The following is a 25,136-nucleotide window of genomic DNA, read 5'->3' on the forward strand; positions in this document are numbered from 1 at the left end:
TTTCAATTGGTGGAGGGGAGAAAGATATGGACTACAATTCACGGAAGGAAGCGTTTTTTGAGACGAAACGGTTCCGTAACTGTACCATAGCGGCAGGTCGCCGTCATACCGTTGCTCTTAAATCTGACGGAACAGTAATAGCTGTGGGGGATAATAAATATGGTCAATGTAAGGTAAGCAATTGGTGCCATATCGTCGCAGTTGCGGCTGGTAATGTTCATATGGCTACGAACACCGGTAATGCCCATACCGTTGGTCTTAAATCTGATGGGACTGTAACAGCTATAGGTTGGAATAAGCATGACCAATGCAATGTAAGCGAATGGCGCGATATTGTAACCGTTTCGGCAGGTTGGTGCCGTACGGTTGGGGTTAAATCAGATGGCACCGTGGTTGCGGTGGGGCGAAATAATGAAGGGGAATGCAACGTGAGCAGCTGGCGCAATATTGTATCGGTCACGACGGGTGACTGGCATACAGTTGGTCTAAAATTAAACGGAACGGTAACAGCAGTTGGTAACAATAAATATAACCAATGTAACGTAAACGACTGGGGCGACATATTGGCTGTTTCGGCGGGGTATCTTCATACAGTTGGGCTCAAATCGGATGGGACGGTACTGGCTGTGGGAAGAAATAATGATGGTGAATGCGACGTAAGCAGTTGGCGCGATATTGTAGCAGTTGCAGCGGGGAGTTATCATATTGTTGGTCTTAAGTCTGACGGTACAATGGTTTCGGTGGGTTCGAATAAACATCACCAATGCGATGTAAGTGGCTGGCACGAAATTCGAGCTATTTCAGCGGGGTGTGCCCATACGATTGGACTGAAATCGGATGGTACGATGGTTGCTGTGGGTGATAATGATTATGGACAATGTGATGTAAGCGGATGGAGTAACATTCAACCATAAAATACTACGAAAGCAGCAGCTGATGTCGGCTGCTTTTGTTATTTGTCGTGGGACAAGAACATGGTTTTATTGCCCATTTGATGGATGTATATCATAGAGGAGTAGTAGAGTGTGAGCACTGTAATGTGCTGGAAGAGGCATTGTTTGACTTCTGGAATGTGAAACCGGGGGTAGATCCGGGTGAAAGTAAATATACCAATGAGACGATAGCTCAAACAACAAGGAGGCAACCGATCAACGTGATCGGCTGTTTTTGTTTAACTAACTTTGTGAATGAAAACTGTGTTTACAGGTGGGAGTTCAAATGCTGGAGAAGCTGGTGTGACTTAGTATGATTTGAATCCATCACTTCGTCGTGGTCTACTATAAATATTTACCTCTTGCATAAGGAACATGTGTTCTGTTTATAATATATACAAACATACGTTCTTAAAAGTACAGGAGTGATTACAGTGTTGACTAAGCAACGAACCATTATGCTCATTGATATACAGAGCTTTTATGCTTCAGTCGAAAAGGCAAAAATGCCTCAATACAAAAATAGACCATTAGCTGTTGCGGGAGACCCCGCAAGACGCTCTGGAATTATCCTAGCCGCTTGTCCACTAGCCAAAGCGAAGGGTGTGTCTACCGCGGAACCACTCTGGCAGTCTCTTCAGAAGTGCCCTGAACTGATCATTGTGAGACCACACATGCAAGAATATATCGAAGTATCCACTCAAATCATGTCCATTATTGAAGAGTTCACCGATCTGGTCGAACCGTACAGTATAGACGAATTATTCGCTGATTTTACAGGGTCTATGCATCTATTCGGTAATGATCCAGTCGATTTGGCCAAGCAAATTCAAGACAAAATCTATAATGAAACAGGCGTTTACGCGAGAGCTGGCATTGGTGAAAACAAAATCATCAGTAAATTATGCTGCGATATGATCGCTAAAAAAGCAGAGGGGGGTATTTTCCACTTAAAAAAAGAGGAATTACACCTCCATATTGGAGATAAGCCCATCCGCGATATGTGGGGGATCGGCTCAAGAATGGAAAAACATCTGTGGAAGATGGGCATCCGAACCATTAGAGACCTGGCAAATACACCTCTTTCCAAATTAAGAAGTAAGTGGGGTGTTAATGGAGAAGTCATCTGGCGAGTCGCAAATGGACTCGACAATTCGCCGGTAACCGTCAACACGCACAGTACACAAAAAGATATCGGAAACGGAATGACCCTGCCTAGAGATTTCACAGAGGCTTGGGAGATCGAAGTGGTTATTCTCGATATCTGCACAGAAGTATGCAGAAGAGCCCGCAAAAAGGGACTGATGAGTAGTGTCGTATCCGTAAGTGTATCTGGAGCGGATTTTGACCACCCCACTGGTTTTCACAGGCAGGTTAAACTGTCTGATCCTACAAACATAACCGTTGATGTATGCAAGATAGCCAAACGTATATTCCATCAACACTGGGATGGGCAACCTGTGCGCCGTGTAGGCGTATCCCTGTCTCAATTATCCAACGCGGATACATATCAACTATCTTTTTTTGATGATCAAGAGCAGAAACGGGCCATTGATCAGGTGATGGACGACATTAAGGATCGATTTGGCGACATTGCCATTCTACGAGCAAGCTCCATTACGGCTGCGGGTCAAGCGATCGATCGAGCATCTAAAATTGGGGGGCATTATAAATGAGCAAAAAACTGGAGGCCAATGGATTATGGGAATCGAGCCGCATGATGCTTCCTCAACATAAAGAACGAATTATACAGCATCGTACTCAAGTTCATTATCTAACGAAACCGCTGATCCATGAAGATGAGTGGGAGATTATTACACAAAATATAGATATGTCGCTCAATTATACATTGCAAGCCACCTTTGCAATATTTACTGAGTCAGGCAATCGGTATATACACGGGATCGTCACTTCAGTCAGTACCTTTGGAAAGAAAATCAAAATTGAAATGGAGAATGGATTTGAATGGGTCGATTTTGATCAATTGGTCGCTGTAAAACTTGAAGAAGGAGGCGTATAAAGTGCGACAGACTTTCGAGGAACTTTCACTCGTGAAGAGGGTGGTAGAGCTCCCTTATCTTTTAGGTGCTCTGGAGGTAGATAAGCATAAAATATACGCTTCAAACTTTAAGATGAAATCTGTGTATGTTGACTACCTGGACGGTACCCAAAAGAAAATTGCTTTAGAAATGTACAAATCAAAACAAACGCTAAAGGAACATCATATTAAAATCATAGATGAAGTGAGATCTGATCTGAGTTTAACGGTAGATTATTCGGTGAGAGGTTACATTCATAAAATGACATTATTATGGAGCAAAGTGAAAGTGGATGTAACCTTAATGCTTACCGAACATATGAACGTTGATATTACTGAATTGCCCACATGAACATAGAAAATAAGAATCTAACTCATGGATGCAACAAGTACAAGCAGATCTTTTGGCAAACCGGGAATCACAAAAAAGATAAATAGAAAGGCAGAGTAAACTATGTACTCAATTACATTGGATTTATGATGGAGTTTGTTCTGCCTACAAGCGTTCTTCTGTATGTAACAATCCGCAAACGCTTCTTCACATTTTAAAAAATGAGGCTAAACCAGGGGTCAATCTCACTTTTCCTGTTGATGATTTACAACAAACCATGCCATTTAACATCGACAAAGTGAGTTTTTCTTTAGGTGACATATCGGTAAAAACGAAATCCTCTCATGAAAAAGGCAGATTTCAATTCAACATTAAAGTGAAGTCGATCGTCAGCATAACTGAAAAGTTTCTTGAATTTGAGCTTTTGGGAAATTCCGAGGAAATGGCAAATAAATTAAGCAAGGAAATGAAAAAAAGCATGGAGGCGCTTATTAAAAAGTGCCAAAACTATAATATCGATCCTTTCGGGTATGATTTTTATGCCAGGGCATATCAGTATCCCTTATACAAGGAAGCACAGGCCGACTGGGGGAAAGAACTATCCCGAGCACATTTTGATGTGGAAGTTGATCTTCGAATCGGCTCCACTGGAGCAGTAGAGTAATCGAGTTGAAACGGTTGTTTTGTTGTTAACACCTAATAGTTACATTCTGGTTCCTATCTAATAAAAAGGTGCCTACTTTTCAAGTAGCATGAGAAATTTTAAGATAAAACGCAAGAGGAGAAGTGGGCATAAAAGTAATTGAGGGGATGGTAGCGTCATGCCAATTGAAATCAAAGACATTGTGTCTAAGAAAATATTAAGTGAAGTAAAAGGTTATCTAGATATTGGTTTTACTCATTCACTAAATCCCTATACGGGTTGTGCATTTGCTTGCGAATACTGTTACGTCAGAGAAATGCCTATTCAAAAGTTTAAGGATATTCCTTGGGGATCGTGGGTGGATGTTAAGAAAAATGCAGCAGAAAACTATCTAAGGGAAGTCTCTCTTCTAAGACGTAAAAATAAACCCATAAGTATATTCATGTCATCAGCCACAGATCCTTATCAACCTGTAGAGCAGAGGGCAAACATTACAAGAAGCCTATTGGAAGAAATGGATAAAAACCCACCAGATTCACTTCAAATTCAAACTAGAAGCCCGCTGGTTGCCAGAGACCTTGATATACTGCTGAAATTAAATGAAAAATGTAGAATTATGGTTTCAATGACAATCGAGACAGATCGCGAAGACGTGAAACGAATTTTTTCGCCTTATGCTCCTGGAATAGATTTACGAGTTAAAGCCTTGAAAAAGATAAATGATGCAGGGATACATACACAAGTATCTATTTCCCCTGTGCTACCTTTTTCACCTAATTTCGCTAACATGTTACAAGGCATAACTGATCGAATTTGGATTGATACGCTATTGATTGGTGATGGTCAAATGGGGATGAGATCTAAGCGGTTAGGGATGCCACAATTATTTGAGGCGAACGGCTGGGAGAAATGGTACGAGAAAAGAATTCATCTGAAAGTCGAAAAATATTTTAAGGCAAGGTTTCCATCTGAAATTATTCATGTATCCAAAAACAGTGCATATCCATTTTGATTTTAAATAGCCATTCATTTAATGAGGATCTTGCCCGTTTTTTCTTCATGCAATAGAAATATTGCAGAAACTGGTGTTCGAAGATCAACTTTCTCTTACGAATCAATGGAGGACGCATGAGTCCTCCATTGATTTAACTTGAAGATGTAGAGGAATTCATTCTATTTTGAAATGACCGTGGAGTAACAATTTGACATCATTCACTCTGATGAATATCGTTTGGAAGTTCATCATTGAGTTTCTGGTACCCGAGCCCCCATGTTTCCATAGAGAATATAATTGGCTTCAGTGAATTTCCTAAATCACTTAAGCTGTATTCAACTCTCGGAGGGACTTCTGCAAAAACAGTACGAATGACAATTCCATCCTCTTCCATTGAACGTAAATTTTCAGTGAGAACCTTTTGACTGATCTCCGGGATACTTTTACGAAGTTCTCCAAATCGTTGAGTTCCCTTCAAAAGATCCCTCATAACCAATAACTTCCACTTGTTACCTATCAAGCCAACTGTCGTTGCCACGGGACACAACGGCAAATCTTTTTTTGGAATCACTACATTATCGCCTCCAATAGTTACTATTAGGTTCCTATACAACAAAAAGGTGCCTACTTTCAAAACCACTACATTGCTTATATTATAGTTCTGTCGATAAAAAAAGCAAATGAAAATGAATGAAAGGAGGAGGGGTTTTGCAAGAAAGTTTATGGATGCAACTGAGTGACTATTTTTCGAATCATATGTTAACGTTCTTGAATTCTTGGAGACAGCATTTAGAGATCAGTTTATTGGCATTGATGGGTTCTACACTTATCGGAATTACATTAGGTACCTTATCAACTAAATACGGTCGTTCCGAAAAATGGATCCTTTCGTTATTTCAAACATTACGAATCGTTCCCAGCCTAGCGATCTTACTTCTGTTGCTTCCTATCATGGGTACTGGAATTAAGCCGGCCCTTGTCGCTCTCATTATTTTAGGAATCCCTCCTATCTTAATGAATACAGTATCCGGGTTACAAAGTGTGTCCATGTCTTTACTTGAATCTGCACAAGGTGTAGGGATGTCTGAACGACAAATTAGATGGAAAATCCAATTTCCAGTGGCTGGACCATTGATTTTGACAGGGATTAAAACCGCTGCGATTGAAATTATCGCCAGCGCTACTTTGGCTGCCAAAATTGGAGCTGGCGGATTAGGAGAGATCATTTTTACCGGTTTAGGGCTCAATCGAACGGATTTACTTTTAATTGGTGGTATTTCAGTAGCGATTCTGGCTATTGGTATAGGGTTTATTTTAGATCTGTCTGAACGTGTATTGTTTAGATATAAATTCTTGCAAAGGTAGGGTCCACACAAATGAAAAAGAACATAAAGAAAAAATTAGTTTTAGCCATTTCAATCACGCTTGTTTTGTCCATAATTTTGAGTTCATGTGGTAATAAAACGAATAATAATGGATCGACAATACGAATTGGTTCAAAAGACTTCACTGAGAATTTAATTGTCGGGGAGCTATATGCGTTGGCTTTGGAGAGCGCGGGGTATCAAGTTGAGCGGTTTCCCAATATTGCGGGTTCCATCATTCATTCATCGATTGTTAATAACGATATCGATATGTACCCAGAGTACACAGGTACGGGTTTGTTGGCCGTTTTGAAGATGGATTTGATGACAGATCCGGATGAAGTGTATACAACAGTCAAAGAAGAGTACAAAAAGCAATTTAATATCTCATGGCTCGATTATTCAAAAGCAAATGATGGAGCAGGTCTCGTTATTCGAACGGAAGTATCACAAAAATTAGGGATCAAGACCATTACTGACTTGCAAAAACATGCCGGTGAGATTCGATTTGCTTCCCAAGGAGAGGTTGACCAGCGCGCTGACGGTATTCCAGCATTAGAGAAAGTGTATGGCAAGTTCAATTGGAAATCATCCAAAGTATATGATAACAGTTTGAAATATGAAGTGCTTAGAAACAACGAGGCTGATGTCGCGCCCGCATATACCACTGAAGGTCAGTTGGTGAACAAAGACGAGTTCACTCTATTGGAAGATGACAAACAAGTATGGCCACCTTATAACTTGGCGCCTGTTATCCGTGATAATGTGCTCTCAACGGACCCCGGCATCGCTGAAGTGATCAACAAGGTTAGTTCGGTATTCGATTCAGACACCGTAACCGCACTAAACGCAAAAGTGGACGTAGACAAAGAAGAATATGAAGATGTAGCAAAAGAATTTTATGATTCCATTAAATAAGGATGGCGTTAACATGAATCCAACAGCAATCGAATTCCATGATGTGAGCAAAACATATTCAGATTCCAATGAATTTGCAGTTGATCATGTGAACTTGTCGATAAGTGAAGGAGAGTTTATTACAATCCTCGGCTCCTCTGGATCAGGAAAAACAACTTTATTGAAGATGGTGAATCGGCTTAATGATCCTTCCCACGGGATTATTAAAATATTTGGGGAGGATATCGCTGGAGTTGATCCTGTAAAACTTAGAAGGAAAATTGGCTATGTTATTCAGCAAGTAGGCTTGTTCCCCCACATCAATATTGAACAAAATATATCTACTGTTCCTCGTCTTTTGAAATGGGACAAAAAGAAAATCGAAGAACGGGTACAAGAATTGTTAGCTTTGGTTGGGTTAGATTCAGAGAACTTCAAACGACGTTATCCTTCACAATTGTCCGGAGGACAGCAACAGAGAATTGGTCTTGCGCGAGCATTAGCAACCGATCCCAATATTATGCTGCTGGATGAACCCTTTGGGGCCTTGGATGCCATTACGCGCTTAAATCTCCAGGATGAACTCTTGAAAATTCAGGGTGGAATGAAAAAAACCTTTTTGTTCGTGACTCATGATATTAATGAAGCATTCAAGATGGGAACCAGGGTTATGATTATGAATCAGGGGAAGGTTTGCCAGTTCGATACCCCGAGAGAAATTGTAACTCATCCTGCAGATGATTTTGTGCACTCACTCATTCAATCTTCGAAGGAGCAAGAACGCTTCTGGGGGGACTTAAAATGATCGACTATGCCATTAAACATCCGGATAAGTTGGTACAAGCATTATTGGAGCATGTGGAGATCCTCATTCTGACCATGCTGCTCTCTGTGATCATTGCAATCGTTTTAACCATCTTAGCTCTGGCCTCTGATAAGGTATCTAGATCACTCATTTACATGTTTTCAATCTTGTATTCTATTCCGAGCTTGGCTTTGTTTGCAATAATGATCCCTGTGACCGGATTGGGGAAAACGACAGCCATTACCGTGCTCATTGCCTATAACCAATATATCCTTCTACGTCAGTTCATTGCAGCTTTGAATCATGTTGAACCATCTGTTATTGAAGCTGCTACAGGGGTCGGTATGAGCCGATTTCAGATCTTACTTCAGGTCCAGGTACCCTTGGCAATCAAGCCTCTGTTTACAGGCCTTCGACTTGCTTCGGTAACAACCATTGGCATGGCAACCATCGCTGCCTTCATTAATGCAGGAGGGCTAGGTACGATATTAAATGATGGATTACGGACCATGAATATCGATAAAATTTTGTGGGGGGGCTTATTGTCAGCAGGACTTGCCATTGTCACGAACGCAATATTCATGCTGTTTGAGAAACAAATACATTTGAGATCGGGGAGATAAATAATGAAGGCAGTTATATTGGAAAGGGTCTGTACCCCACAAGAACTACAGATAACAGAAGTACCTATTCCTGCAGTCAAACCTGGGTGGGTACTTGTAAAAATCAGGGCGTTTGGAATAAATCGCTCCGAAATGTTTACTAGACAGGGGCATTCACCATCCGTTCAATTCCCGCGTATTATTGGGATCGAATGCGTAGGGGAGATTGAAGACCCTTCAGATAGCACATTTATAAAGGGAACTACCGTCGCTTCATTAATGGGAGGGTTAGGCCGTGCATTTGACGGAAGTTATGCTGAATATGCACTTATACCTTCGGACCAAGTGTATCCTATTCCTAGCGATATGAAATGGACTGAACTTGCAGCGATACCGGAAATGTATTATACCGCGTATGCATCCTTATTTGAATGTCTTCAATTGACTTCAAGAGAGATGCTGCTTATTCGTGGTGGGACAAGTTCCGTAGGCTTAGCAGCACTTCAGCTAGCTAAGAGTGTAGGAGCAACAGTTATATCAACGACTCGAGACAAAGAGAAATTTGCACTTCTCCAACAAGCTGGAGCAGACTATGCACTGCTCGATAATGAGCATTTGAGAGAACAGGTGTATGCTATTGCTCCAAATGGGGTAAACAAGGTTCTAGAGTTGGTTGGTACAACGACTGTAAAGGAGTCCTTGCAATTCATCTCAGAACGAGGGATATGTTGCATGTCAGGAATATTAGGAAATGAATGGACTCTTGATGCCTTTGAACCTTTAGTGGATATACCCACAGGTGTGTATTTTACAGCGTTCACCAGTGAAGTTATCAAAGAAAGTACACTGATCTCTTTATTTGAGCATATCCAAAAACATGGTATAGTCCCACCTATTGCTCGAGTCTTTACACTCGAGGAGATTGGAAAGGCACATCTTTTAATGGAAAGTAACACCGCAAACGGTAAGATCGTTATATCCAATGACATTGTAGAGACGAATGATAACTTCTCTGCAACCTAGAGATAAAATAATAGTTACAAAAAGGTGCCTACTTACCAATTATCTAAAGTAGCGATAAAATTTAAGTGAAGGCATATGCTCACGAAAATAGAAAGGGGTTTAAATATGACGATTACAGAAAACAAACAATTAATGCACCGTTTCACGAACTTCATTAATACGGCAAGCAAGGAACTTGCTGAAGAATTGATTTCTCCAGATGCTGTTTTTTATGTACCTATGCAAAAAGAACCAATGAATGGTCCAAGTGGTTATCTCTCCATAATTCATATGATGAGATCTGGTTTTTCCGATATACAATGGACTGTTAAGGAGCTGGTAGCAGAAGAGGATCTAGTAGCTCATTTTGTCATGAAGGGCACACAAGACGGAGAGTTTCTCGGGTTTCCACCAACGAGCAAAAAAATCGAAGTAAATGCAATGAATTTTTATCGGATCTCTAATGGCCAAATTATTGAAGAGTATGGTCAACCCGATATGCTTGGCTTGCTTCAACAAATAGGGGCAATTCCAAAAGCATAATTAGATTAAAGTCGAAGAGGGACTGCATTTTGCACTCCCTCTTCTTAGTGATTTTACAATTAGGAAATATAAACTACTAGTTTTAGCCTAGTTTTTGCGAACCATTGAACCACACGGATTGGATTGACAAGGTATCTGAAATATTAGTGATCGGATCACCGTTTATAAGAATAAGATCAGCACGTGCACCTTCGGTAATCCGGCCACGATCATGTAGACCAAAGCAACGGGCTGGTTTGGAAGTAGCCGACTGAAGAGCTTCAATCGGAGTGAACCCAGCCTTCACCAGCAGCTGCATTTCATGGTGAACACTGGCCCCATGAGCAAGGCCACCAAGGTTCGGAACGGGAACCGGTGCGACATCCGTCCCTACAAGAATATCAACTCCGGCACGGTGAAGATCCATCACATTCTTAAAGCTGTTCTCCATATTGCCTTGTGGGAATGTATTGAAGCTTGAGTTCAAGATATCGATCCAATCCGGACTTAATTTGGAATGAACTCGTGGATCATTAGCCAATTCTGATGCCGGATTACCTATAATCGATGAATTCAACACCAAGCACGGTGTAACAAAAGCTCCAGAATCAGCTATGGATTTGACCAATTCGGACGTGTACTCGGGTCTGTCGATAAACAAGTGGCCCAAACCGTCGACTCCAAAATCGATGGCTGCTTTCGATGAAAGAGCCGTCAAAACGTGGGCAATGACCAACTTATCGAACTTGTGCGCTTCAGTAACGGCTGTTTTTAGAATCTCGTCACTTAGAACAGGCAGGCCAGGTGCACCCATAACCGTTCCCTCTTCAATCATGATCTTAATATAGTCGGATCCATTCTCCACTTGGGTATGCACATGTTTGATCGCTTCTTCAACCGTTGTCACTTGAGGTATTTCGTCGTGATCGTGAGCGTAGGCGGCCAACATTGCTTCCCGGTCTTCCTCCGATAACTTCTCTAGTTCCTTTAATACGAATTCAGGTATTTCATCTCCATCAGGCAATAATTCATCTGGGTGCCCACCAGGAGCGGTAATCGCTGTCCCAGCAGATCGAACGTCTGCGATGTCATCCACATTTTTTAGCTGAATTTCGCGCCCTCTTTTCGTAAAATCGCCGTTCATTTCAAGTTCTGTTGTAACACCGAATTTTAAGGCATCTCGTAATCCACCAATGGAGGTATGGACATGTGCATCAATCAGACCAGGTATTAATGTCGCATTTTCTCCATCGATAATTGTTGCGTCACTTGGGATGTCTCCGCCCACTGAGATAATGGACACTCCTTTAATGACAATATGTCTGGGAACAATAATTTGATATCCATCAAAGATTCGTACATTTGTAATCGCCGTAATTTCTTCTGACCCAGCATTCTGATTTAATTTTTCCATCATAACTCCTCCTAATGTGTTTGTGATTCAACACTTCGGAGTATAACTGTTAGATATCTAACAGTCAATAGTCTAACTGTTGTTTGACAAGCCTACTGGGATCACTGTATATTTTAGCTACTTACAATTAGATTCCTAACAATTACAGAGGGGACGATGGACGGTCATGCATTCCCGAGAAGATACGCCTTATATGGATTTGTTTCAAATTATCGGTCTTAAGTTAAAGAAAAGAGCGGATGAGAGTATAAAAGAGCTAGGATTAAGTTCTCAACAAGGAAAAGTAATCGATTATATTTATGAGAATCAAGATAATCATATTATTCAAAAGGATCTTGCAGATCGGTTTCATCTGCGTGGAGCAAGCGTTACAAGCATGCTTCAAGGTCTAGAGCAAAAAGGTTTCATCGAACGTAAAATCCCGGCCAATAATGAACGGCAAAAAAATATTTATGTATTACCAAAAGCGGTTGACTTGATTGAAGACTTCAATAACTCATTTCAAAAAGTGGAGGATGAAATCGTTCAAGCCCTTAATGACGAGGAGAAGCAAATCTTAAAGAAATTACTGATCAGAATTAATGAACGCATATAATAGACGGGCAGGAGAGGTAACTGGTGGCCATAGAACACTGATGATATTGATTTCTCATCAGGAATTATTACTTACAATGGAACGGAAATCCTGGATCAAGAAGATATTTTTCAAGTCAATACTGCATCGTTTGAAAATCTTTCTATTTAAGGCGGTATATTAATGAACAAACTTGAAATTAAAGTATCTAACTATAATCCCAAGTATGCTGAACATACAGTGAAAATGTGGAGAGATAGTAAGGAACGGGCAATTGGTCAGGCTGAAACCCATAGCTTCGAAAACCATCTATATTTTTTAAATCATATACTATCTAAACAGTATCAAATAGATTTAGCGTTAATTGATGAAAAAGTAGTTGGAATGATTGCCTATAGTGAAACCGAGATAAGCCAACTTTATATTCATATTGATTATCAGGGGAATGGAATAGGGCGAACCTTGCTTAATAAAGCAAAAGCACAAGCAAATGGAAAATTAACTTTATATACATTTGAAGTGAATAAAAATGCCCAAAGATTTTATGAGAATAATGGATTTGAAATTACTGGTAGAGGACAAGAAAATGAAGAGAATTTACCTGATATACGATATGAATTGAAGTTGTAAAAATCGAATATAAAGTTACTCTCAAAAAAGTGAACAGTCTGCAGGTTAGCTGGATGCTTGACCACCCAACCAATTCACTGGAAATGTAATCCCATGTATTTATCATCTTGACAGTAATTGAGTCTGACTCGTAATATTTGAAGTGGAGATGTAGGAAAGGGGACTCGCCGGACAATGTGGACTTCCTTGTAATGGTTATCTAAACTGGATCGCTCGACTTGGTGTTTTGGTTATAACCACACGCCTGGTTTGTGATGCCGATCCGCAATCATTCAAGGGACGCGAGGAACCGTTTGAATCAAACCCGGGCGCGGATACTTGATGTATCCGCTTTTTGTTATACCTAGGATAATTCCATCTCCAATGAAAAATGGTTTTCTCCCTCCCTTATTAAACGGAGGTAATAAAATGACCAAACTATACGGAAAAACCGCTATTGTGACAGGCACAAGCCGCCCCGGAGGTATTGGAACCGCTGTCTGCCGCACGTTGGCACAAGAAGGCGCTAATGTGTTCTATACCCATCTGTACGATTACGATAAAACAGAGAATCCGGGGGATGCCGACAAAAACTGGCCGGATTTCTTTGCCGAAGAACTTCGCTCCTATGGCGTTAAGGTAGCGCATATGGAGGTCGATCTTACCGATCCCAATTCTCCAGCGCAACTGCTTGATGCATGCCGATCGGCTCTCGGGCTGCCGACCATTCTCGTCAACAACGCTACCTACAGTGTAGCAGCTGATTTCCGTCAATTAAATGCATCATTGATCGATGCGCACTGTGCCATGAACATTCGAGGTACATTCATGCTATCGGCCGAATTTGCGCGTATGCTGGAGGTTGAACTGGCCGTCCATCAGGACCTTTGCGGCGGCCGGATCATCAACCTCACGTCCGGTCAAGGTAAGGGGCCGATGCCTGGCAATCTCGCTTATGCCGCAACAAAAGGCGCTGTCTCCACCTTTACCGAATGTCTATCTGCTGAACTGGCTCCGTTTCACATTACTGTGAATGCGGTTGATCCCGGGCCTACTGATACGGGTTGGATGTCAGAAGAAGTGAAAAAAGCTTTGCTACCGGGATTTCCGATGGGCAGGATCGGTCTTCCTGAAGATGTATCCCGTCTGATTGCTTTTCTGGCAAGCGACGATTCCCAATGGATCACCGGACAAATCATTCATTCTAGAGGTGGTTTCTAATTTCCATAAAACCAAAGAAGGCCGCCGATCAACAGGATCGGCGGCTTTATTCGACTACCGGATGGATACTATGCTTTGTGAAGAAGATGATGCAAAGGTGGCGAAAGAAGCTTTACGTCAATACCCAATCAATTGGGTAAAACTTGTCGTCTCCGCCTTTTAACGTCTTCGAAACGCTCCAGCGCGCGCCAGAGCATAGAAAATCAAGAGAGCAATGATTGACCCGACGATCGCGGGTATGATATGAAATCCACCCACCACCGGCCCCCTCGGTCCCAACAGTTCATACCCTAACCACGATCCAACAAAGCCAGCAATGATATTTCCAAGTACGCCTCCCGGCACGTCCCGTCCAATCAGATTTCCACTTAACCAGCCAATTAGCCCACCGACAATAAGTATCCAGATTAAATACACGAATTGGTCTCCCTTCCATTGATTTATTACAAGTTATGTTTCGTTAGGGGGAATGTTGCGGATCATCTGCGAATCGACCACTAAACCATTTCCATTTTAATCCAAGGGTAGTAAAATCGGTTGTACCACCACTAGTATGAATGCTGGTGCAGATGGGGATGAAGATGGCCAGTATAGAAAGGAGGCGCTCAGGTGTTTATGTTTCGAAGTCCTTTTATTACAGCCTTGTTGATGATGTGTCTGATGTCAGGCTTGACTGCTTGTTCTGAGTCAGAGCAAGTGGAAGATAAGAGTGCTTCGACAAAGGCTGACGTCACGGAGCAGATACAGAGCCTTAATCTGAATCTAGAAGAACCATCATGGAAGCTGGATACCACCCCCGTGAATCTAACGTGGTTCGTTGGAGCCGAATGGTACGGGCATACTTGGGGTGAGAGCCTGACTTCCAAATATGTCACCCAAAAAACAGGGGTCAATATCGAATTTGAAGTATCAACTGGTGAACCAAGCGAGATGTTATCACGAATGTTGACGACCGGTAGTCTGCCGGATCTGATAACTATCGGCTCCTGGGAGAGTGCGGTTAACAAACTTCGGGAGAGTAATCTCATCTATGCCTTGGATGAGCTAGCAAACAAGTACGATCCTTACTTTTACAAGGTAGCAGGTGATGGTTCTCTACAATGGTATCGGCAGGAAGACGGCCATACCTATGTCATCCCCAATGATGCGTACAGTCCCGAACAGATGCGTTCAACCGGCTTGACGGGAGCGAACCAAACCTTTCTCGTACGAAAAGATCTGTATGAGTCGATGGGCAAACCGGACCTTACCACACCGAAAGGTTTTCTAAATGCATTGCAATTGCTGAAGAATCAATATTCTGTTTATAAAGGTCAGCTGATCAGTCCGTTTTGGGCACAGGGGAATGCATCCTATGGGATGACCGAATATTTGCAAAATCTGCTTGCGATCCCCCATGAACAGAACGGTAAAGTATACGACCGAATGACAGATCCGGATTATATTGAGTGGCTGAAAACATTTCGTATCGCTTACGAGCAGGGCCTGATTAATGTTGATTTTCTGGTCGACTCCAGTGCACAGGTGCAGGAAAAAACCAACCAAGCCCAATATTTTATGATGATTCGGGAATGGACAGACATATCGGACCTTAATTCGAAATTGGAAGTCCTTACGAATCAGAATTCATACTATATTGCTGTAGATGGACCCCGGAGCAGCAGGGGAGAATCCGCCAAACTGTTTCCCGGCAGCATGGATGGCTGGATGGTTACGTTGATTAGCAAATCCACGGAAAACCCTGAACGGGCCATTCGATTTTTGACCTATCTGGCCAGCGAAGAAGGCCAAAGGGATATATTTTTGGGCAAAGAAGGTGAAACCTGGGCGATGAAAAACGGCAAACCGCAGTTGACTGCGGCGATGGTTCAGTTGTATGACACGGATAGGGAGCGGCTGGAAAAGGAATATGGCATTATGGATACCTACTGGATGCTGCGAAACCCTGCTTTCGTTAACAAGTGGAGACCAGAGAATGCCCCATCCATTAAGCAAATGGAGGAGTTCGCCAACCAACAGGCCGATCTGGACAGCGGCATCTATAAGGGACTAGATCCTGTAGGAGATTCCGATATAGCGTTAGCCTGGTCACGTATTTCTCAGAATTGGGAAGAAGTACTGCCAGAGCTGATTACAGCGAAGGATGAAGCTGCCTTTGACAAAATTTTCGAAAATTTTCTGATACGTCGTGTGAACTACGGCTTTAACCAGGTGATGGAATATCGCCAGGCTGAACTGGAACTGCGAAAAGCCAAGATAGCCAGATAACCATTCCCTAATACATTGTTACCTACGTGATAACTAGTAATATACGGTATAACAAAGGTGGTGAATACATCAGAATGAAATACCTACTAACGAGATTGAGGAAGCTTTATCGCAATGCCAGTATATCCCAAAAGCTGTTTCTGGCATTTAGCCTAATGATTGCTATACCTGTTATTTTGATATCCTTTGTGTATATCCGCATGCAAGAAACCCAGCTATATAAGGACGCTATGGCAACGGGCAACAGCCACGTTTCATGGCTGAATGAACAATTGCGCAGAAGAATGGATATGATTGAGAACGCTTCCAATACAGCCCTTACTCAAAAGTCATTTGTGGATTTTATTCATTCCAATATGCTTGTGGATGGACTGCGTCTGGTGAAGTTTAAGCAGAACCAGTTTGAGCAAATGCTTAATATCATTCAAAGCAATGCGATGATCAGTGAGCTTAGCTTTTACGTCGATAACCCAAACTTGTACGAAATCTGGCCTGAAATCTATCACTATAAGAAATTTTGGCCGCAGGATTATTGGATAAAGCTACGGGACGAAGGTGGTGCGGCTTACCGTTTATTTTCTTTTAGGGATGGTGAACACACTTTATCCTACTATCGTCTGGTTCGCCTTCAAGGTCAGGAACAAAAACGCCCTAGTATTATGGAAGTGCGAGTCCCGCACAGCATGTTTTTCAGCGACCTGCTCCAGGAGAGCAAGGGGGACTTCTTTTCGGTATTGATGAACGCAAGTGATCCTCCTCAGTATGTTTACAATCCCCAGCATGAGTTTTCTGAGAAGTACGGGCAGAGGATGGAGGAGATCCTTGGCAGTATTCATCGACAGCTGGATATATTGCCGCAGGAAAGCCCGCTTCAGGTTAAGGTGGGAGATCAGAGCTTCTATGCATTGTATCGATACATCGCTCCGTTGAACACTTATGTGGTTGAGATTGCTTCCCATCAGGCATTGATGAAGGGGCCGCGCAGTTGGTATGCATTTGTGGTAACGATTACATTATGTGTATTGCTGCTGATTATGCTACTCGTATCCCAAACGACACGGCGTATTTTCCGGCGGTTGGACAGCGTACTGATATCCATGCGTCAGGTACGAAAAGGCGAGCTGGATGCAATGATTGATACAGGCCTTGATGAGAACGAAAGAGGGGATGAAATCGATGAGGTGGCGGTGAATTACAATAAAATGTTACATGAGGTCAAACGTCTAATGACACAAGTCGTGGATAAACAGTTAATTGCCAAAAACGCACAGTTGCACTCCCTGCATTCGCAGATTAATTCTCATTTTTTATATAACGCCCTGGAATCGATCCGTATGGTGGCAGAGGTACAGAGGCAGCCTGCTATAGCCAATTCATTGGTGTCGTTGGGCTCCCAACTACGTTACAGCATGCAGTGGCGTAGCGATACCGTTGCTCTTCGTGAGGAGCTTGCCAATATCCAAAGTTATATTGAATTTATCAACTTTATGGAAGGCGGCAGTATCGTTATGACGGCCGATCTTCCTCAGGAGATACTTCGCTACTCCATTCCCAAGATGTGTATGCAGCCCATCGTTGAAAATGTAGTTCATCACGGGGCACCTTCAGGCGGCAGGGTATCTATAGAGATTACCTTTTCTGTGGAGAATGACAGTCTGCTTTTCATTAACATAAGAGATGACGGAGTGGGGTTAGAGCCTGAGATGTTACACCGTCTTCAGGCAGTACTGCGGAGCGAATCGGATACACCGATGGTGACTAGCAGGAACGGACTTGGTTTGGAAAACGTGAATAAGCGGTTGCAGCTTCATTATGGCAAGAATTGCGGTCTTTGGATTGATAGTGTGCAAGGTGCATATACCTGCGTAACGATACGCTTGCCTTGGGAAAATGTAAATCTTGGAGGGTGGTAGAGCATGATTAATATCCTGATTGTGGACGATCAAAAACACATTCGTGACGGCCTGCAGGCCATGCTGCATCAATTTCCTCTGGAGCTGAACAACATATACTGTGCCGTGAGCGGGATTGAGGCGCTGTCCCTATTGCGGCAGCATTGCATTCACATCGTGATTACCGATATTATGATGCCGGATATGGATGGGTTGACGCTCATGGCTCAAACCAAAGAGGAATACCTGGATGTGGAATACCTCATTATCAGCGGTTATAGTGATTTTACATATGCCCAAAAAGCGATCGGGCTTGGTGCAAAGGGTTACTTGCTCAAACCTTTGAAGCGAGAGGATCTGCAACATTCCCTGGAGCATGTATGGCAAGAGATCCAGACACGGCAGGCACTTACGCATAATATGCAGCGTGTATCCCGCCTCGCCCAAGAGACCGATCGTAAAGAATTAAGAATGTTTATGCAAGGTGCGTTAAGTGATGACGCATGGATCCTTCAGATTGAGGAACAAAATGATGCGTTATGGCGTAATTATCGCCTAGCCCTGCTGCGGGAAGAAGTTTGCATGAACCAGCCCGGAGCCAGCAGCGCCCATAGCATGGAAGCCATTGCTTATCGTGTGTTTGGCAGACAAAGTTGTATTTGCCTGCAACATCGCCCATACCTGATCCTTGCGGTGGATGCGTCCATAGATCCAAGTGTTTTGCCTGCAGCGCTCAAGGAAGGAAAGATCAATGCCATAACGGCCATGACTAACCCGATTCAGGGGTTAAAAGAACTACCCGACAGCTATACCCAAGTGCTTGAGCTCTATCGCCACAGTTACCTGTTTCCTGATCAGTATAGTATCTTCCCAGCACATATTGAGCATATGGAACAGCAGTGGCAACTTCCCTATGAAGACTTATACGAATTGTTCCAGTCGATTGGAACAGATAACAGCGGAACAATTACTCAGGGTATTTCTGCAATATTTCACAAAAAGGTGCTGCAACGCTATCCTATTCGCTATACCCAACAGCTCTGCGCCGCCACTGTTCAGATGATGGAGGAATACGAACGAGTTATCCACCCTTATATGGGGGAAGAAGTGCTGGACCTTGAATCATTGCGTAATCTCTTTGATTATCAAGGGATGCGTGAGTATATACAAGCACTGCAACAGCAGCTGCTTCGGTTGAATCAGTTATATTATGACTATAAGTGCAACTATCGCCATTCGCAGGATCTAAATGAAGCCATTCGTTTTATACACGAGAGTTACCACAAACCGCTGGACCTCGCGATGGTATCCAATCATGTATCGCTTAATTATGCCTATTTTTCAAATCTGTTTAAGAAGAATATTGGTAAAGGTTTTGCTGAATACCTACGAGATGTGCGTCTGGATAAAGCGCGGCGGCTTCTCGCCGAAACCGATCATAAAATTGTTGAGGTGGCTGCTATGGTTGGATATGAAAGCTACAAAAGCTTTACACGCGCGTTCCGACTTGTGATGCAGATCCAACCCACAGAGTACCGACAGATGATGCGGCAGAAGGCAGATTGAATCAAAAGCCAAAAAAATGGGATACCACAAAAACAATTGTACCTTTTCAGCGAATTAACCTATTCGATAGAATAAAGATATTCCCCTATGTAAGCAATTTCCTTAATGCACATGTATTGGGAAAAGCTATTATTCTATTAAAGGAGGGCAATTATGAAACCATCTCACTTTACGGCGAAACGGTTTATGAAAAAGGGACTCGGTATGTTCCTTGTGGTTGTGATGCTGGCTAGTATTGGCATACTGCCAGCTTCAAAGGTTCAGGCAGCGGGAACTACCGTAACCTCAATGGAGTACTTCTCATCAGCAGACGGGCCTGTTATTTCAAAATCAGGGGTTGGCAAGGCCAGCTACGGATTTGTTATGCCTAAGTTCAATGGAGGCTCCGCGACATGGAATGATGTTCACAGTGATGTGGGCGTTAATGTAAAAGTGGGCAACAACTGGGTTGATATCGACCAGGCAGGCGGTTATATCTATAACCAAAACTGGGGGCACTGGAGCGATGGCGGCTTCAATGGTTATTGGTTCACCCTCTCCGCAACAACCGAGATTCAGCTATACTCCAAAGCGAATGGTGTTAAGCTGGAGTATCAACTTGTATTCCAAAACATCAACAAAACAACCATCACAGCGATGAATCCGACACAAGGTCCACAAATCACAGCAAGTTTCACAGGCGGTGCAGGCTTTACATATCCAACGTTCAACAATAATCCTGCGGTCACTTATGAAGCTGTTGCGGATGATTTGAAGGTGTATGTCAAACCTGTAAACAGTAGCACCTGGATTGATATTGACAATAATGCAGCCAGCGGCTGGATCTACGATCACAATTTTGGCCAATTCACGGATGGCGGCGGTGGGTACTGGTTTAACGTAACGGAGTCGATCAATGTCAAATTGGAATCAAAGACTTCTTCGACTAATCTTGTTTATACCATTACGTTTAATGAACCTACAAGAAATTCATATGTCATTACGCCATACGAAGGAACAACCTTCACAGCAGATGCGAATGGTTCCATTGGGGTTCCGCTTCCCAAAATTGATGGAGGGGCGCCAATCGCCAAGGAACTGGGCAATTTTGTATACCAAATTAACATGAATGGGCAATGGGTTGATTTGAGTAACTCCAGCCAGAGCAAATTTGCATACTCCGGTAATGGGTATAACAATATGTCCGATGCCAACCAGTGGGGTTACTGGGCCGATTATATCTATGGTCTTTGGTTCCAGCCAATCCAAGAAAATATGCAGATCCGTATCGGATATCCGCTGAACGGACAGGCGGGTGGAAATATTGGCAACAACTTCGTCAACTATACTTTCATCGGCAATCCAAATGCTCCGCGTCCGGATGTATCCGATCAAGAGGATATCTCAATCGGAACGCCAACCGACCCGGCAATCGCGGGCATGAACCTCATTTGGCAGGATGAATTCAACGGAACTACGCTGGATACAAGTAAATGGAACTATGAAACAGGATATTATCTCAATAACGATCCCGGTACTTGGGGATGGGGAAATGCAGAACTGCAGCACTACACAAACAGCACCCAAAATGTATATGTACAGGACGGGAATCTGAATATCAAAGCCATGAACGACAGCAAATCTTTCCCACAAGACCCGAATCGGTATGCACAGTATTCTTCGGGAAAGATTAACACCAAGGATAAACTGTCCTTGAAGTACGGCAGAGTAGATTTTCGTGCCAAGCTTCCTACAGGTGATGGGGTATGGCCAGCACTGTGGATGCTTCCAAAAGATTCAGCATACGGCACTTGGGCTGCATCAGGTGAAATTGATGTTATGGAAGCGAGAGGCCGTCTGCCTGGATCAGTAAGCGGTACCATACACTTTGGTGGACAATGGCCCGGGAACCAGTATTCGGGCGGCGATTATCACTTCCCGGCGGGGCAAACTTTTGCCAATGATTATCATGTATACTCAGTAGTATGGGAAGAGGACAATATTAAATGGTATGTAGACGGCAAGTTTTACTATAAAGTCACTAACGAGCAGTGGTATTCCGCAGCTGCACCGAATAATCCGAATGCACCTTTTGATGAGCCGTTCTACCTCATTATGAACTTGGCAGTCGGCGGAAACTTTGACGGCGGCCGTACCCCGAACGCCTCCGATATTCCGGCGACTATGCAGGTAGATTATGTACGCGTGTATAAAGAACAGTAATTTGCGATTTCGGATAGAGCGAATGAAGATCAGATGGAACAGATGCTGGGCAAACCGGAGATCCTGAAATCTCATACTCTATAATTGGCTTACGACCGATTCCCAATATTTCTACCTGGGAATCGGTCGTTTAATTTTAGACTTGATAATGTAGTTCATCGGCTGCAACTCTTGTCGAAGGACAACATCATTAGGAGGAAATATGAATCAGAAAGAATTTGAATCAGTCATCAATCTCCCTGCAAATATTCGTTATGAATACTTCATCAAAAAAGTAGTGGATTCAGAAGAAGTGTGGGGGCTTTATGAGAATGGTTGGTCAGTTACTGAAGATGATAAAGGTAATAAATTACTTCCATTTTGGCCTAAGAAAGAATTCGCGGAATACTGTGCAACTGATGGTTGGGAAATTTACTCAAGTAAAAGTATGGATTTGTACAAGTTCATAGACGATTTTCTACCCAATTTAAAAAAAGAGGGTTTTAAACCTTCAATATTCTTAAATAATGCTGATTCTGCTGTATTAGAAGTCGATATACTAATTGAGGATTTAAAGACAGAACTTGAAAAATACTAACAGGATTGTTAGTGGCCATTCCCACGAGCCAAGCCCTCCTTTTACAGGCTTGGCTTGTTTTACATTCAGATGCAAGTAATAATGCAAAGTGTACTTGACACATAATGCAAAGTGAACTATGCTAAAAATGCAAAGTAAACATTGCAAGGACGTGATCACTTGAAGACAAGAATTGCAGAACTGCGTAAGCAGCATAAGCTGTCACAGGAAGAGCTGGGACGAATTGTTGGTGTTACCCGGCAAACCATTACCTCTCTTGAAAGGGGAAAATACACGGCTTCCCTTATTCTTGCTTACAAAATTGCCAACTTTTTTGGACTCGCCATTGAAGATGTTTTTGATTTCAGCGAAGTGGAGGAAATGTAAATGGACAAGTACAAGATTAAAGTAAAAACTCGCAAAAACGTACTGTCACTGGTAGCGACTGCTACCCTATTGATCTATGTAGGACTTATATTTTACCGAGGTGGACTACCCGATTTACCTAGTTTTATAAAGGGATTTCACACAGGAGCTTTTATCGGGGTTGAAGTGGCCGTCGCTTTTTTCCTCGTCAGGTATATAAAAGCCAGTAATAATGAAGCCGAGCTGAAGAAGCAGTATATTGAGGAGAATGACGAGCGGAGTGTAATGATACTCCAGAGAGCCGGCACACTCAGCACAGCAATCATTCTCATTGGTATGGGCATTGCCTCCGTGATCGCCGGTTTCTTTAATCCCTTGATATTCTATACCTTACTAACTTGCTTATTATTTGTTTTAATCGTATTTTTTGCACTGTGGATGTATTATGCGAGAGAAATTTAAGGTTTAGATCAAAGCAGTGGAGAGAGGTGAATGTTTACCGGATATCGATTTACGGACAGGTTATTTTCGGTATATGGTATTATTTGTTTGATGGAGTAAACTAAAGCTTGAGACAAACATCAGTCAGTGTTTTCCAAAAAAAGGTAAGCATAACGATCAAAGTTTTAAAAGGGAGTGAACTATATTAATATACAGCATCCCTATTTACGACAAATTCAGCTTAAGCGGCAACAAGTACCCACCTATAATCGTTACCCCTTTGATTTGGCGGTCATTCGAAACCTAAATACTCTTGATTTTCACCCCAAGGTAACCTATATCGTAGGTGAAAATGGGATGGGCAAATCAACACTGATGGAGTCCATTGCTGTCGCATGGGGATTTAACCCGGAGGGTGGGACGATCAACTTTTCCTTTTCAACCCAGGCTACTCACTCGAGCTTATATGAATATATACAATTGATCAGAGGTCCGCGACGCCCGAAGGATGGCTTCTTCTTCCGGGCAGAGAGTTATTATAATTTAGCCACGACGATCGATGAGTTGGACAGCCAACCATCATTCGCTCGCCCTATTATAGAATCTTACGGTGGGAAGTCCTTGCATGAGCAATCGCACGGAGAGTCGTTCTTTTCCACTTTCATTCATCGGTTCGGGGAGAAGGGATTATATATACTGGATGAGCCTGAGGCTGCATTGTCTCCCCTTCGCCAAATGGCGATGCTGACACGAATCCATGAACTTGTTTTGCAAAACTCTCAATTTATAATTGCGACCCACTCCCCAATCCTTATGGCATATCCAGATTCGATTATTTACAATCTAAAGCCAGATGGTGTCGAAGTCCAAGTATTGGAAGAAACCGACCATTATATGATTATGAAAGAGTTTGTGAATAACAAGGATAGGATGCTCAGAGAGTTATTCGAAGAAACTCAAGATTAAATCCACTGCTATCCTATAGAATCTAAAAGCTTAAGAGAGATCGTTACAAAGAAAGCGATCTATTGTCGAGATTAAGCTAACGGGAAACGTTAGCTTAATCAAACTTAATAAGGCATCAAATTGATCATCTGCTGATTTCAACTAGCGGACTGACGACAGGGATCGTTGCAGAAATGCTAACGATCCTTTTTTGTATATGTTTACGTAGGAGTATTTAAATCACGAAAAAGGGCTCCTCCGTAGACTAGGACGCCCCAAGTGCAGGTCAGCGATCACATACCTGGATATAAAGGGAAAACAGTAGGTGTTGCCCGGCAAAGTGATGTTTTTATTTTTCACAGTCCGATCGGTAATTTTGGTGATGCTGAGTATCTTACATGCTGTAGGCTTAGTAGAAGTGATTTTGTAGAACCATTCAAACGCTCTACACAGAGAAACAACGGATCGAACAGGAAGAACGGTACAACTATATTGGACTGTTATGGAAAAATAAGGATATAAATCCGCTGCTTCTATATATTTTAAAACAGAAGATTCTATTTTCTAGCATGGGTGCTTGTAGGGGGGGATGCATGTTTCATTATTTTCTGAAGATAAGCAGAAACATTGTTAGGATTGCAACTGCGAAGCATTCGTCCTAAATCGAGGAAGTATAAATATACTACTCACTATTTTCATCATCTAATCGCCGACGAAATATCAAAGCCGAAACAGCAAATATAATAAAAGATAATGTTGAAGCAACAGTAACCATCTTCAACACACTTCCTATTGGGGGGTTAAACAACAGAGCAATTGAGATGATTAAAACAGCACCTGTTAAACCCATTCCCAAAATCGAGATCGCTAAAATCTTGTTCATCAAATCACCTCACAGGTTGAAATAGAGTTTCTCATTGCATAATAATAGTTTAATACATGATGAATTAGT

Annotated in this window: 27 protein-coding genes; 23 read left to right on the top strand and 4 right to left on the bottom strand. The window is 42.4% G+C overall.

Annotation, left to right across the window (positions count from 1 at the left end):
• Positions 1–26 precede the first annotated feature (26 nt).
• From C161_RS25310 to C161_RS25335, 6 genes are all read left to right on the top strand, one after another.
• Positions 27–914 carry an RCC1 domain-containing protein gene (locus C161_RS25310; protein ID WP_036673623.1) on the top strand — a complete coding sequence of 296 codons (888 nt, stop codon included), beginning with the start codon at positions 27–29 and terminating at the stop codon, positions 912–914.
• A gap of 476 nt (positions 915–1,390) precedes the next feature.
• A complete protein-coding gene (locus tag C161_RS25315; RefSeq protein ID WP_036673936.1) occupies positions 1,391–2,608 on the top strand; it encodes a DNA polymerase IV in 1,218 nt (405 codons plus the stop codon).
• Positions 2,605–2,952: a YolD-like family protein gene (locus C161_RS25320; protein WP_036673624.1), complete on the top strand. Its 348-nt coding sequence runs from the start codon at positions 2,605–2,607 to the stop codon at positions 2,950–2,952. Before C161_RS25315 ends, C161_RS25320 begins: the two co-directional genes overlap by 4 nt.
• Before the next feature lies 1 nt (position 2,953).
• A complete protein-coding gene (locus tag C161_RS25325) occupies positions 2,954–3,322 on the top strand; it encodes a hypothetical protein (protein WP_036673625.1) in 369 nt (122 codons plus the stop codon).
• Between the two features lie 190 nt (positions 3,323–3,512).
• Positions 3,513–3,965 (top strand): Ger(x)C family spore germination C-terminal domain-containing protein, encoded by a 453-nt coding sequence (locus C161_RS25330; protein WP_235193946.1) that lies wholly within the window; start codon positions 3,513–3,515, stop codon positions 3,963–3,965.
• Between the two features lie 157 nt (positions 3,966–4,122).
• The gene (locus tag C161_RS25335; protein ID WP_036673626.1) at positions 4,123–4,956 is read left to right on the top strand and encodes an SPL family radical SAM protein; all 834 of its coding nucleotides are present in this window, start codon (positions 4,123–4,125) and stop codon (positions 4,954–4,956) included.
• Between the two features lie 196 nt (positions 4,957–5,152).
• Here the strand turns inward: C161_RS25335 and C161_RS25340 are convergent, their stop codons facing one another.
• Positions 5,153–5,509 (bottom strand): winged helix-turn-helix transcriptional regulator, encoded by a 357-nt coding sequence (locus C161_RS25340; protein ID WP_036673628.1) that lies wholly within the window; start codon positions 5,507–5,509, stop codon positions 5,153–5,155.
• Positions 5,510–5,646: 137 nt separating this feature from the next.
• Here C161_RS25340 and C161_RS25345 point away from each other — a divergent pair, with 137 nt between their 5' ends.
• The 6 genes from C161_RS25345 (at position 5,647) to C161_RS25370 (ending at position 10,151) form a co-directional block, all read left to right on the top strand.
• Positions 5,647–6,303, top strand: a complete 657-nt coding sequence (locus C161_RS25345) for an ABC transporter permease (RefSeq protein ID WP_156946166.1) — start codon at positions 5,647–5,649, stop codon at positions 6,301–6,303.
• Between the two features lie 11 nt (positions 6,304–6,314).
• On the top strand, positions 6,315–7,220 hold the full coding sequence (locus C161_RS25350) for a glycine betaine ABC transporter substrate-binding protein (RefSeq protein ID WP_036673631.1): 906 nt from the start codon (positions 6,315–6,317) through the stop codon (positions 7,218–7,220).
• A gap of 13 nt (positions 7,221–7,233) precedes the next feature.
• On the top strand, positions 7,234–8,004 hold the full coding sequence (locus C161_RS25355; RefSeq protein WP_036673633.1) for an ABC transporter ATP-binding protein: 771 nt from the start codon (positions 7,234–7,236) through the stop codon (positions 8,002–8,004).
• Entirely contained in the window at positions 8,001–8,627 is a 627-nt protein-coding gene (locus C161_RS25360; RefSeq protein WP_036673634.1) for an ABC transporter permease, read from the top strand. Before C161_RS25355 ends, C161_RS25360 begins: the two co-directional genes overlap by 4 nt.
• 3 nt (positions 8,628–8,630) lie before the next feature.
• Positions 8,631–9,629, top strand: a complete 999-nt coding sequence (locus C161_RS25365; RefSeq protein ID WP_036673635.1) for a zinc-binding alcohol dehydrogenase family protein — start codon at positions 8,631–8,633, stop codon at positions 9,627–9,629.
• 105 nt (positions 9,630–9,734) lie between these two features.
• Positions 9,735–10,151: an ester cyclase gene (locus C161_RS25370; RefSeq protein ID WP_036673636.1), complete on the top strand. Its 417-nt coding sequence runs from the start codon at positions 9,735–9,737 to the stop codon at positions 10,149–10,151.
• Positions 10,152–10,233: 82 nt separating this feature from the next.
• On the opposite strand, the gene C161_RS25375 is transcribed toward C161_RS25370, so the two are convergent.
• Positions 10,234–11,544, bottom strand: a complete 1,311-nt coding sequence (locus C161_RS25375; protein WP_036673637.1) for an amidohydrolase family protein — start codon at positions 11,542–11,544, stop codon at positions 10,234–10,236.
• Between the two features lie 166 nt (positions 11,545–11,710).
• Between C161_RS25375 and C161_RS25380 the strand changes: the two genes are divergently transcribed.
• From C161_RS25380 to C161_RS25390, 3 genes are all read left to right on the top strand, one after another.
• The gene (locus tag C161_RS25380; protein ID WP_036673638.1) at positions 11,711–12,139 is read left to right on the top strand and encodes a MarR family winged helix-turn-helix transcriptional regulator; all 429 of its coding nucleotides are present in this window, start codon (positions 11,711–11,713) and stop codon (positions 12,137–12,139) included.
• Positions 12,140–12,301: 162 nt separating this feature from the next.
• Entirely contained in the window at positions 12,302–12,748 is a 447-nt protein-coding gene (locus C161_RS25385; protein ID WP_036673639.1) for a GNAT family N-acetyltransferase, read from the top strand.
• Between the two features lie 408 nt (positions 12,749–13,156).
• Positions 13,157–13,948, top strand: a complete 792-nt coding sequence (locus C161_RS25390) for an SDR family oxidoreductase (protein WP_036673640.1) — start codon at positions 13,157–13,159, stop codon at positions 13,946–13,948.
• 159 nt (positions 13,949–14,107) lie between these two features.
• Here C161_RS25390 and C161_RS25395 read toward each other — a convergent pair whose 3' ends face one another.
• On the bottom strand, positions 14,108–14,365 hold the full coding sequence (locus C161_RS25395) for a GlsB/YeaQ/YmgE family stress response membrane protein (protein WP_036613911.1): 258 nt from the start codon (positions 14,363–14,365) through the stop codon (positions 14,108–14,110).
• 198 nt (positions 14,366–14,563) lie between these two features.
• On the opposite strand from C161_RS25395, the gene C161_RS25400 reads away from it, so the two are divergent.
• The 8 genes from C161_RS25400 to C161_RS25435 all read left to right on the top strand — a co-directional run bounded on the left by C161_RS25400 (position 14,564) and on the right by C161_RS25435 (position 24,205).
• The gene (locus C161_RS25400) at positions 14,564–16,216 is read left to right on the top strand and encodes an extracellular solute-binding protein (RefSeq protein ID WP_036673940.1); all 1,653 of its coding nucleotides are present in this window, start codon (positions 14,564–14,566) and stop codon (positions 16,214–16,216) included.
• 200 nt (positions 16,217–16,416) lie between these two features.
• Positions 16,417–18,129, top strand: coding sequence for a sensor histidine kinase (locus C161_RS25405; protein ID WP_235193934.1), 1,713 nt, complete (start codon positions 16,417–16,419; stop codon positions 18,127–18,129).
• 3 nt (positions 18,130–18,132) lie between these two features.
• The gene (locus C161_RS25410; protein ID WP_036673643.1) at positions 18,133–19,674 is read left to right on the top strand and encodes a response regulator; all 1,542 of its coding nucleotides are present in this window, start codon (positions 18,133–18,135) and stop codon (positions 19,672–19,674) included.
• Positions 19,675–19,827: 153 nt separating this feature from the next.
• On the top strand, positions 19,828–21,876 hold the full coding sequence (locus tag C161_RS25415; RefSeq protein WP_036673645.1) for a glycoside hydrolase family 16 protein: 2,049 nt from the start codon (positions 19,828–19,830) through the stop codon (positions 21,874–21,876).
• Between the two features lie 202 nt (positions 21,877–22,078).
• On the top strand, positions 22,079–22,453 hold the full coding sequence (locus tag C161_RS25420) for a DUF2750 domain-containing protein (protein ID WP_036673646.1): 375 nt from the start codon (positions 22,079–22,081) through the stop codon (positions 22,451–22,453).
• Positions 22,454–22,612: 159 nt separating this feature from the next.
• Positions 22,613–22,819 carry a helix-turn-helix transcriptional regulator gene (locus C161_RS25425; protein WP_036613900.1) on the top strand — a complete coding sequence of 69 codons (207 nt, stop codon included), beginning with the start codon at positions 22,613–22,615 and terminating at the stop codon, positions 22,817–22,819.
• Positions 22,820–23,260, top strand: a complete 441-nt coding sequence (locus tag C161_RS25430) for a hypothetical protein (protein WP_036673647.1) — start codon at positions 22,820–22,822, stop codon at positions 23,258–23,260.
• A gap of 174 nt (positions 23,261–23,434) precedes the next feature.
• Positions 23,435–24,205, top strand: coding sequence for an AAA family ATPase (locus C161_RS25435; RefSeq protein ID WP_422395217.1), 771 nt, complete (start codon positions 23,435–23,437; stop codon positions 24,203–24,205).
• 661 nt (positions 24,206–24,866) lie between these two features.
• Here the strand turns inward: C161_RS25435 and C161_RS25440 are convergent.
• Positions 24,867–25,067 carry a hypothetical protein gene (locus tag C161_RS25440; RefSeq protein WP_036673648.1) on the bottom strand — a complete coding sequence of 67 codons (201 nt, stop codon included), beginning with the start codon at positions 25,065–25,067 and terminating at the stop codon, positions 24,867–24,869.
• Positions 25,068–25,136: the final 69 nt, after the last annotated feature.

The sequence above is a fragment of the Paenibacillus sp. FSL R5-192 genome, from assembly GCF_000517845.1.
In the GTDB taxonomy this organism is placed as follows: Bacteria; Bacillota; Bacilli; order Paenibacillales; family Paenibacillaceae; genus Paenibacillus; species Paenibacillus amylolyticus.

Coding starts and splice junctions, on each gene's coding strand:
- C161_RS25415 (WP_036673645.1), top strand. CDS start 19,828: ATGAAACCATCTCACTTTACGGCGAAACGGTTTATGAAAAAGGGACTC.
- C161_RS25310 (WP_036673623.1), top strand. CDS start 27: ATGGACTACAATTCACGGAAGGAAGCGTTTTTTGAGACGAAACGGTTC.
- C161_RS25350 (WP_036673631.1), top strand. CDS start 6,315: ATGAAAAAGAACATAAAGAAAAAATTAGTTTTAGCCATTTCAATCACG.
- C161_RS25405 (WP_235193934.1), top strand. CDS start 16,417: ATGCAAGAAACCCAGCTATATAAGGACGCTATGGCAACGGGCAACAGC.
- C161_RS25335 (WP_036673626.1), top strand. CDS start 4,123: ATGCCAATTGAAATCAAAGACATTGTGTCTAAGAAAATATTAAGTGAA.
- C161_RS25355 (WP_036673633.1), top strand. CDS start 7,234: ATGAATCCAACAGCAATCGAATTCCATGATGTGAGCAAAACATATTCA.
- C161_RS25430 (WP_036673647.1), top strand. CDS start 22,820: ATGGACAAGTACAAGATTAAAGTAAAAACTCGCAAAAACGTACTGTCA.
- C161_RS25365 (WP_036673635.1), top strand. CDS start 8,631: ATGAAGGCAGTTATATTGGAAAGGGTCTGTACCCCACAAGAACTACAG.
- C161_RS25390 (WP_036673640.1), top strand. CDS start 13,157: ATGACCAAACTATACGGAAAAACCGCTATTGTGACAGGCACAAGCCGC.
- C161_RS25375 (WP_036673637.1), bottom strand. CDS start 11,544: ATGGAAAAATTAAATCAGAATGCTGGGTCAGAAGAAATTACGGCGATT.
- C161_RS25385 (WP_036673639.1), top strand. CDS start 12,302: ATGAACAAACTTGAAATTAAAGTATCTAACTATAATCCCAAGTATGCT.
- C161_RS25420 (WP_036673646.1), top strand. CDS start 22,079: ATGAATCAGAAAGAATTTGAATCAGTCATCAATCTCCCTGCAAATATT.
- C161_RS25320 (WP_036673624.1), top strand. CDS start 2,605: ATGAGCAAAAAACTGGAGGCCAATGGATTATGGGAATCGAGCCGCATG.
- C161_RS25440 (WP_036673648.1), bottom strand. CDS start 25,067: ATGAACAAGATTTTAGCGATCTCGATTTTGGGAATGGGTTTAACAGGT.
- C161_RS25400 (WP_036673940.1), top strand. CDS start 14,564: ATGTTTCGAAGTCCTTTTATTACAGCCTTGTTGATGATGTGTCTGATG.
- C161_RS25380 (WP_036673638.1), top strand. CDS start 11,711: ATGCATTCCCGAGAAGATACGCCTTATATGGATTTGTTTCAAATTATC.
- C161_RS25360 (WP_036673634.1), top strand. CDS start 8,001: ATGATCGACTATGCCATTAAACATCCGGATAAGTTGGTACAAGCATTA.
- C161_RS25370 (WP_036673636.1), top strand. CDS start 9,735: ATGACGATTACAGAAAACAAACAATTAATGCACCGTTTCACGAACTTC.
- C161_RS25410 (WP_036673643.1), top strand. CDS start 18,133: ATGATTAATATCCTGATTGTGGACGATCAAAAACACATTCGTGACGGC.
- C161_RS25315 (WP_036673936.1), top strand. CDS start 1,391: ATGCTCATTGATATACAGAGCTTTTATGCTTCAGTCGAAAAGGCAAAA.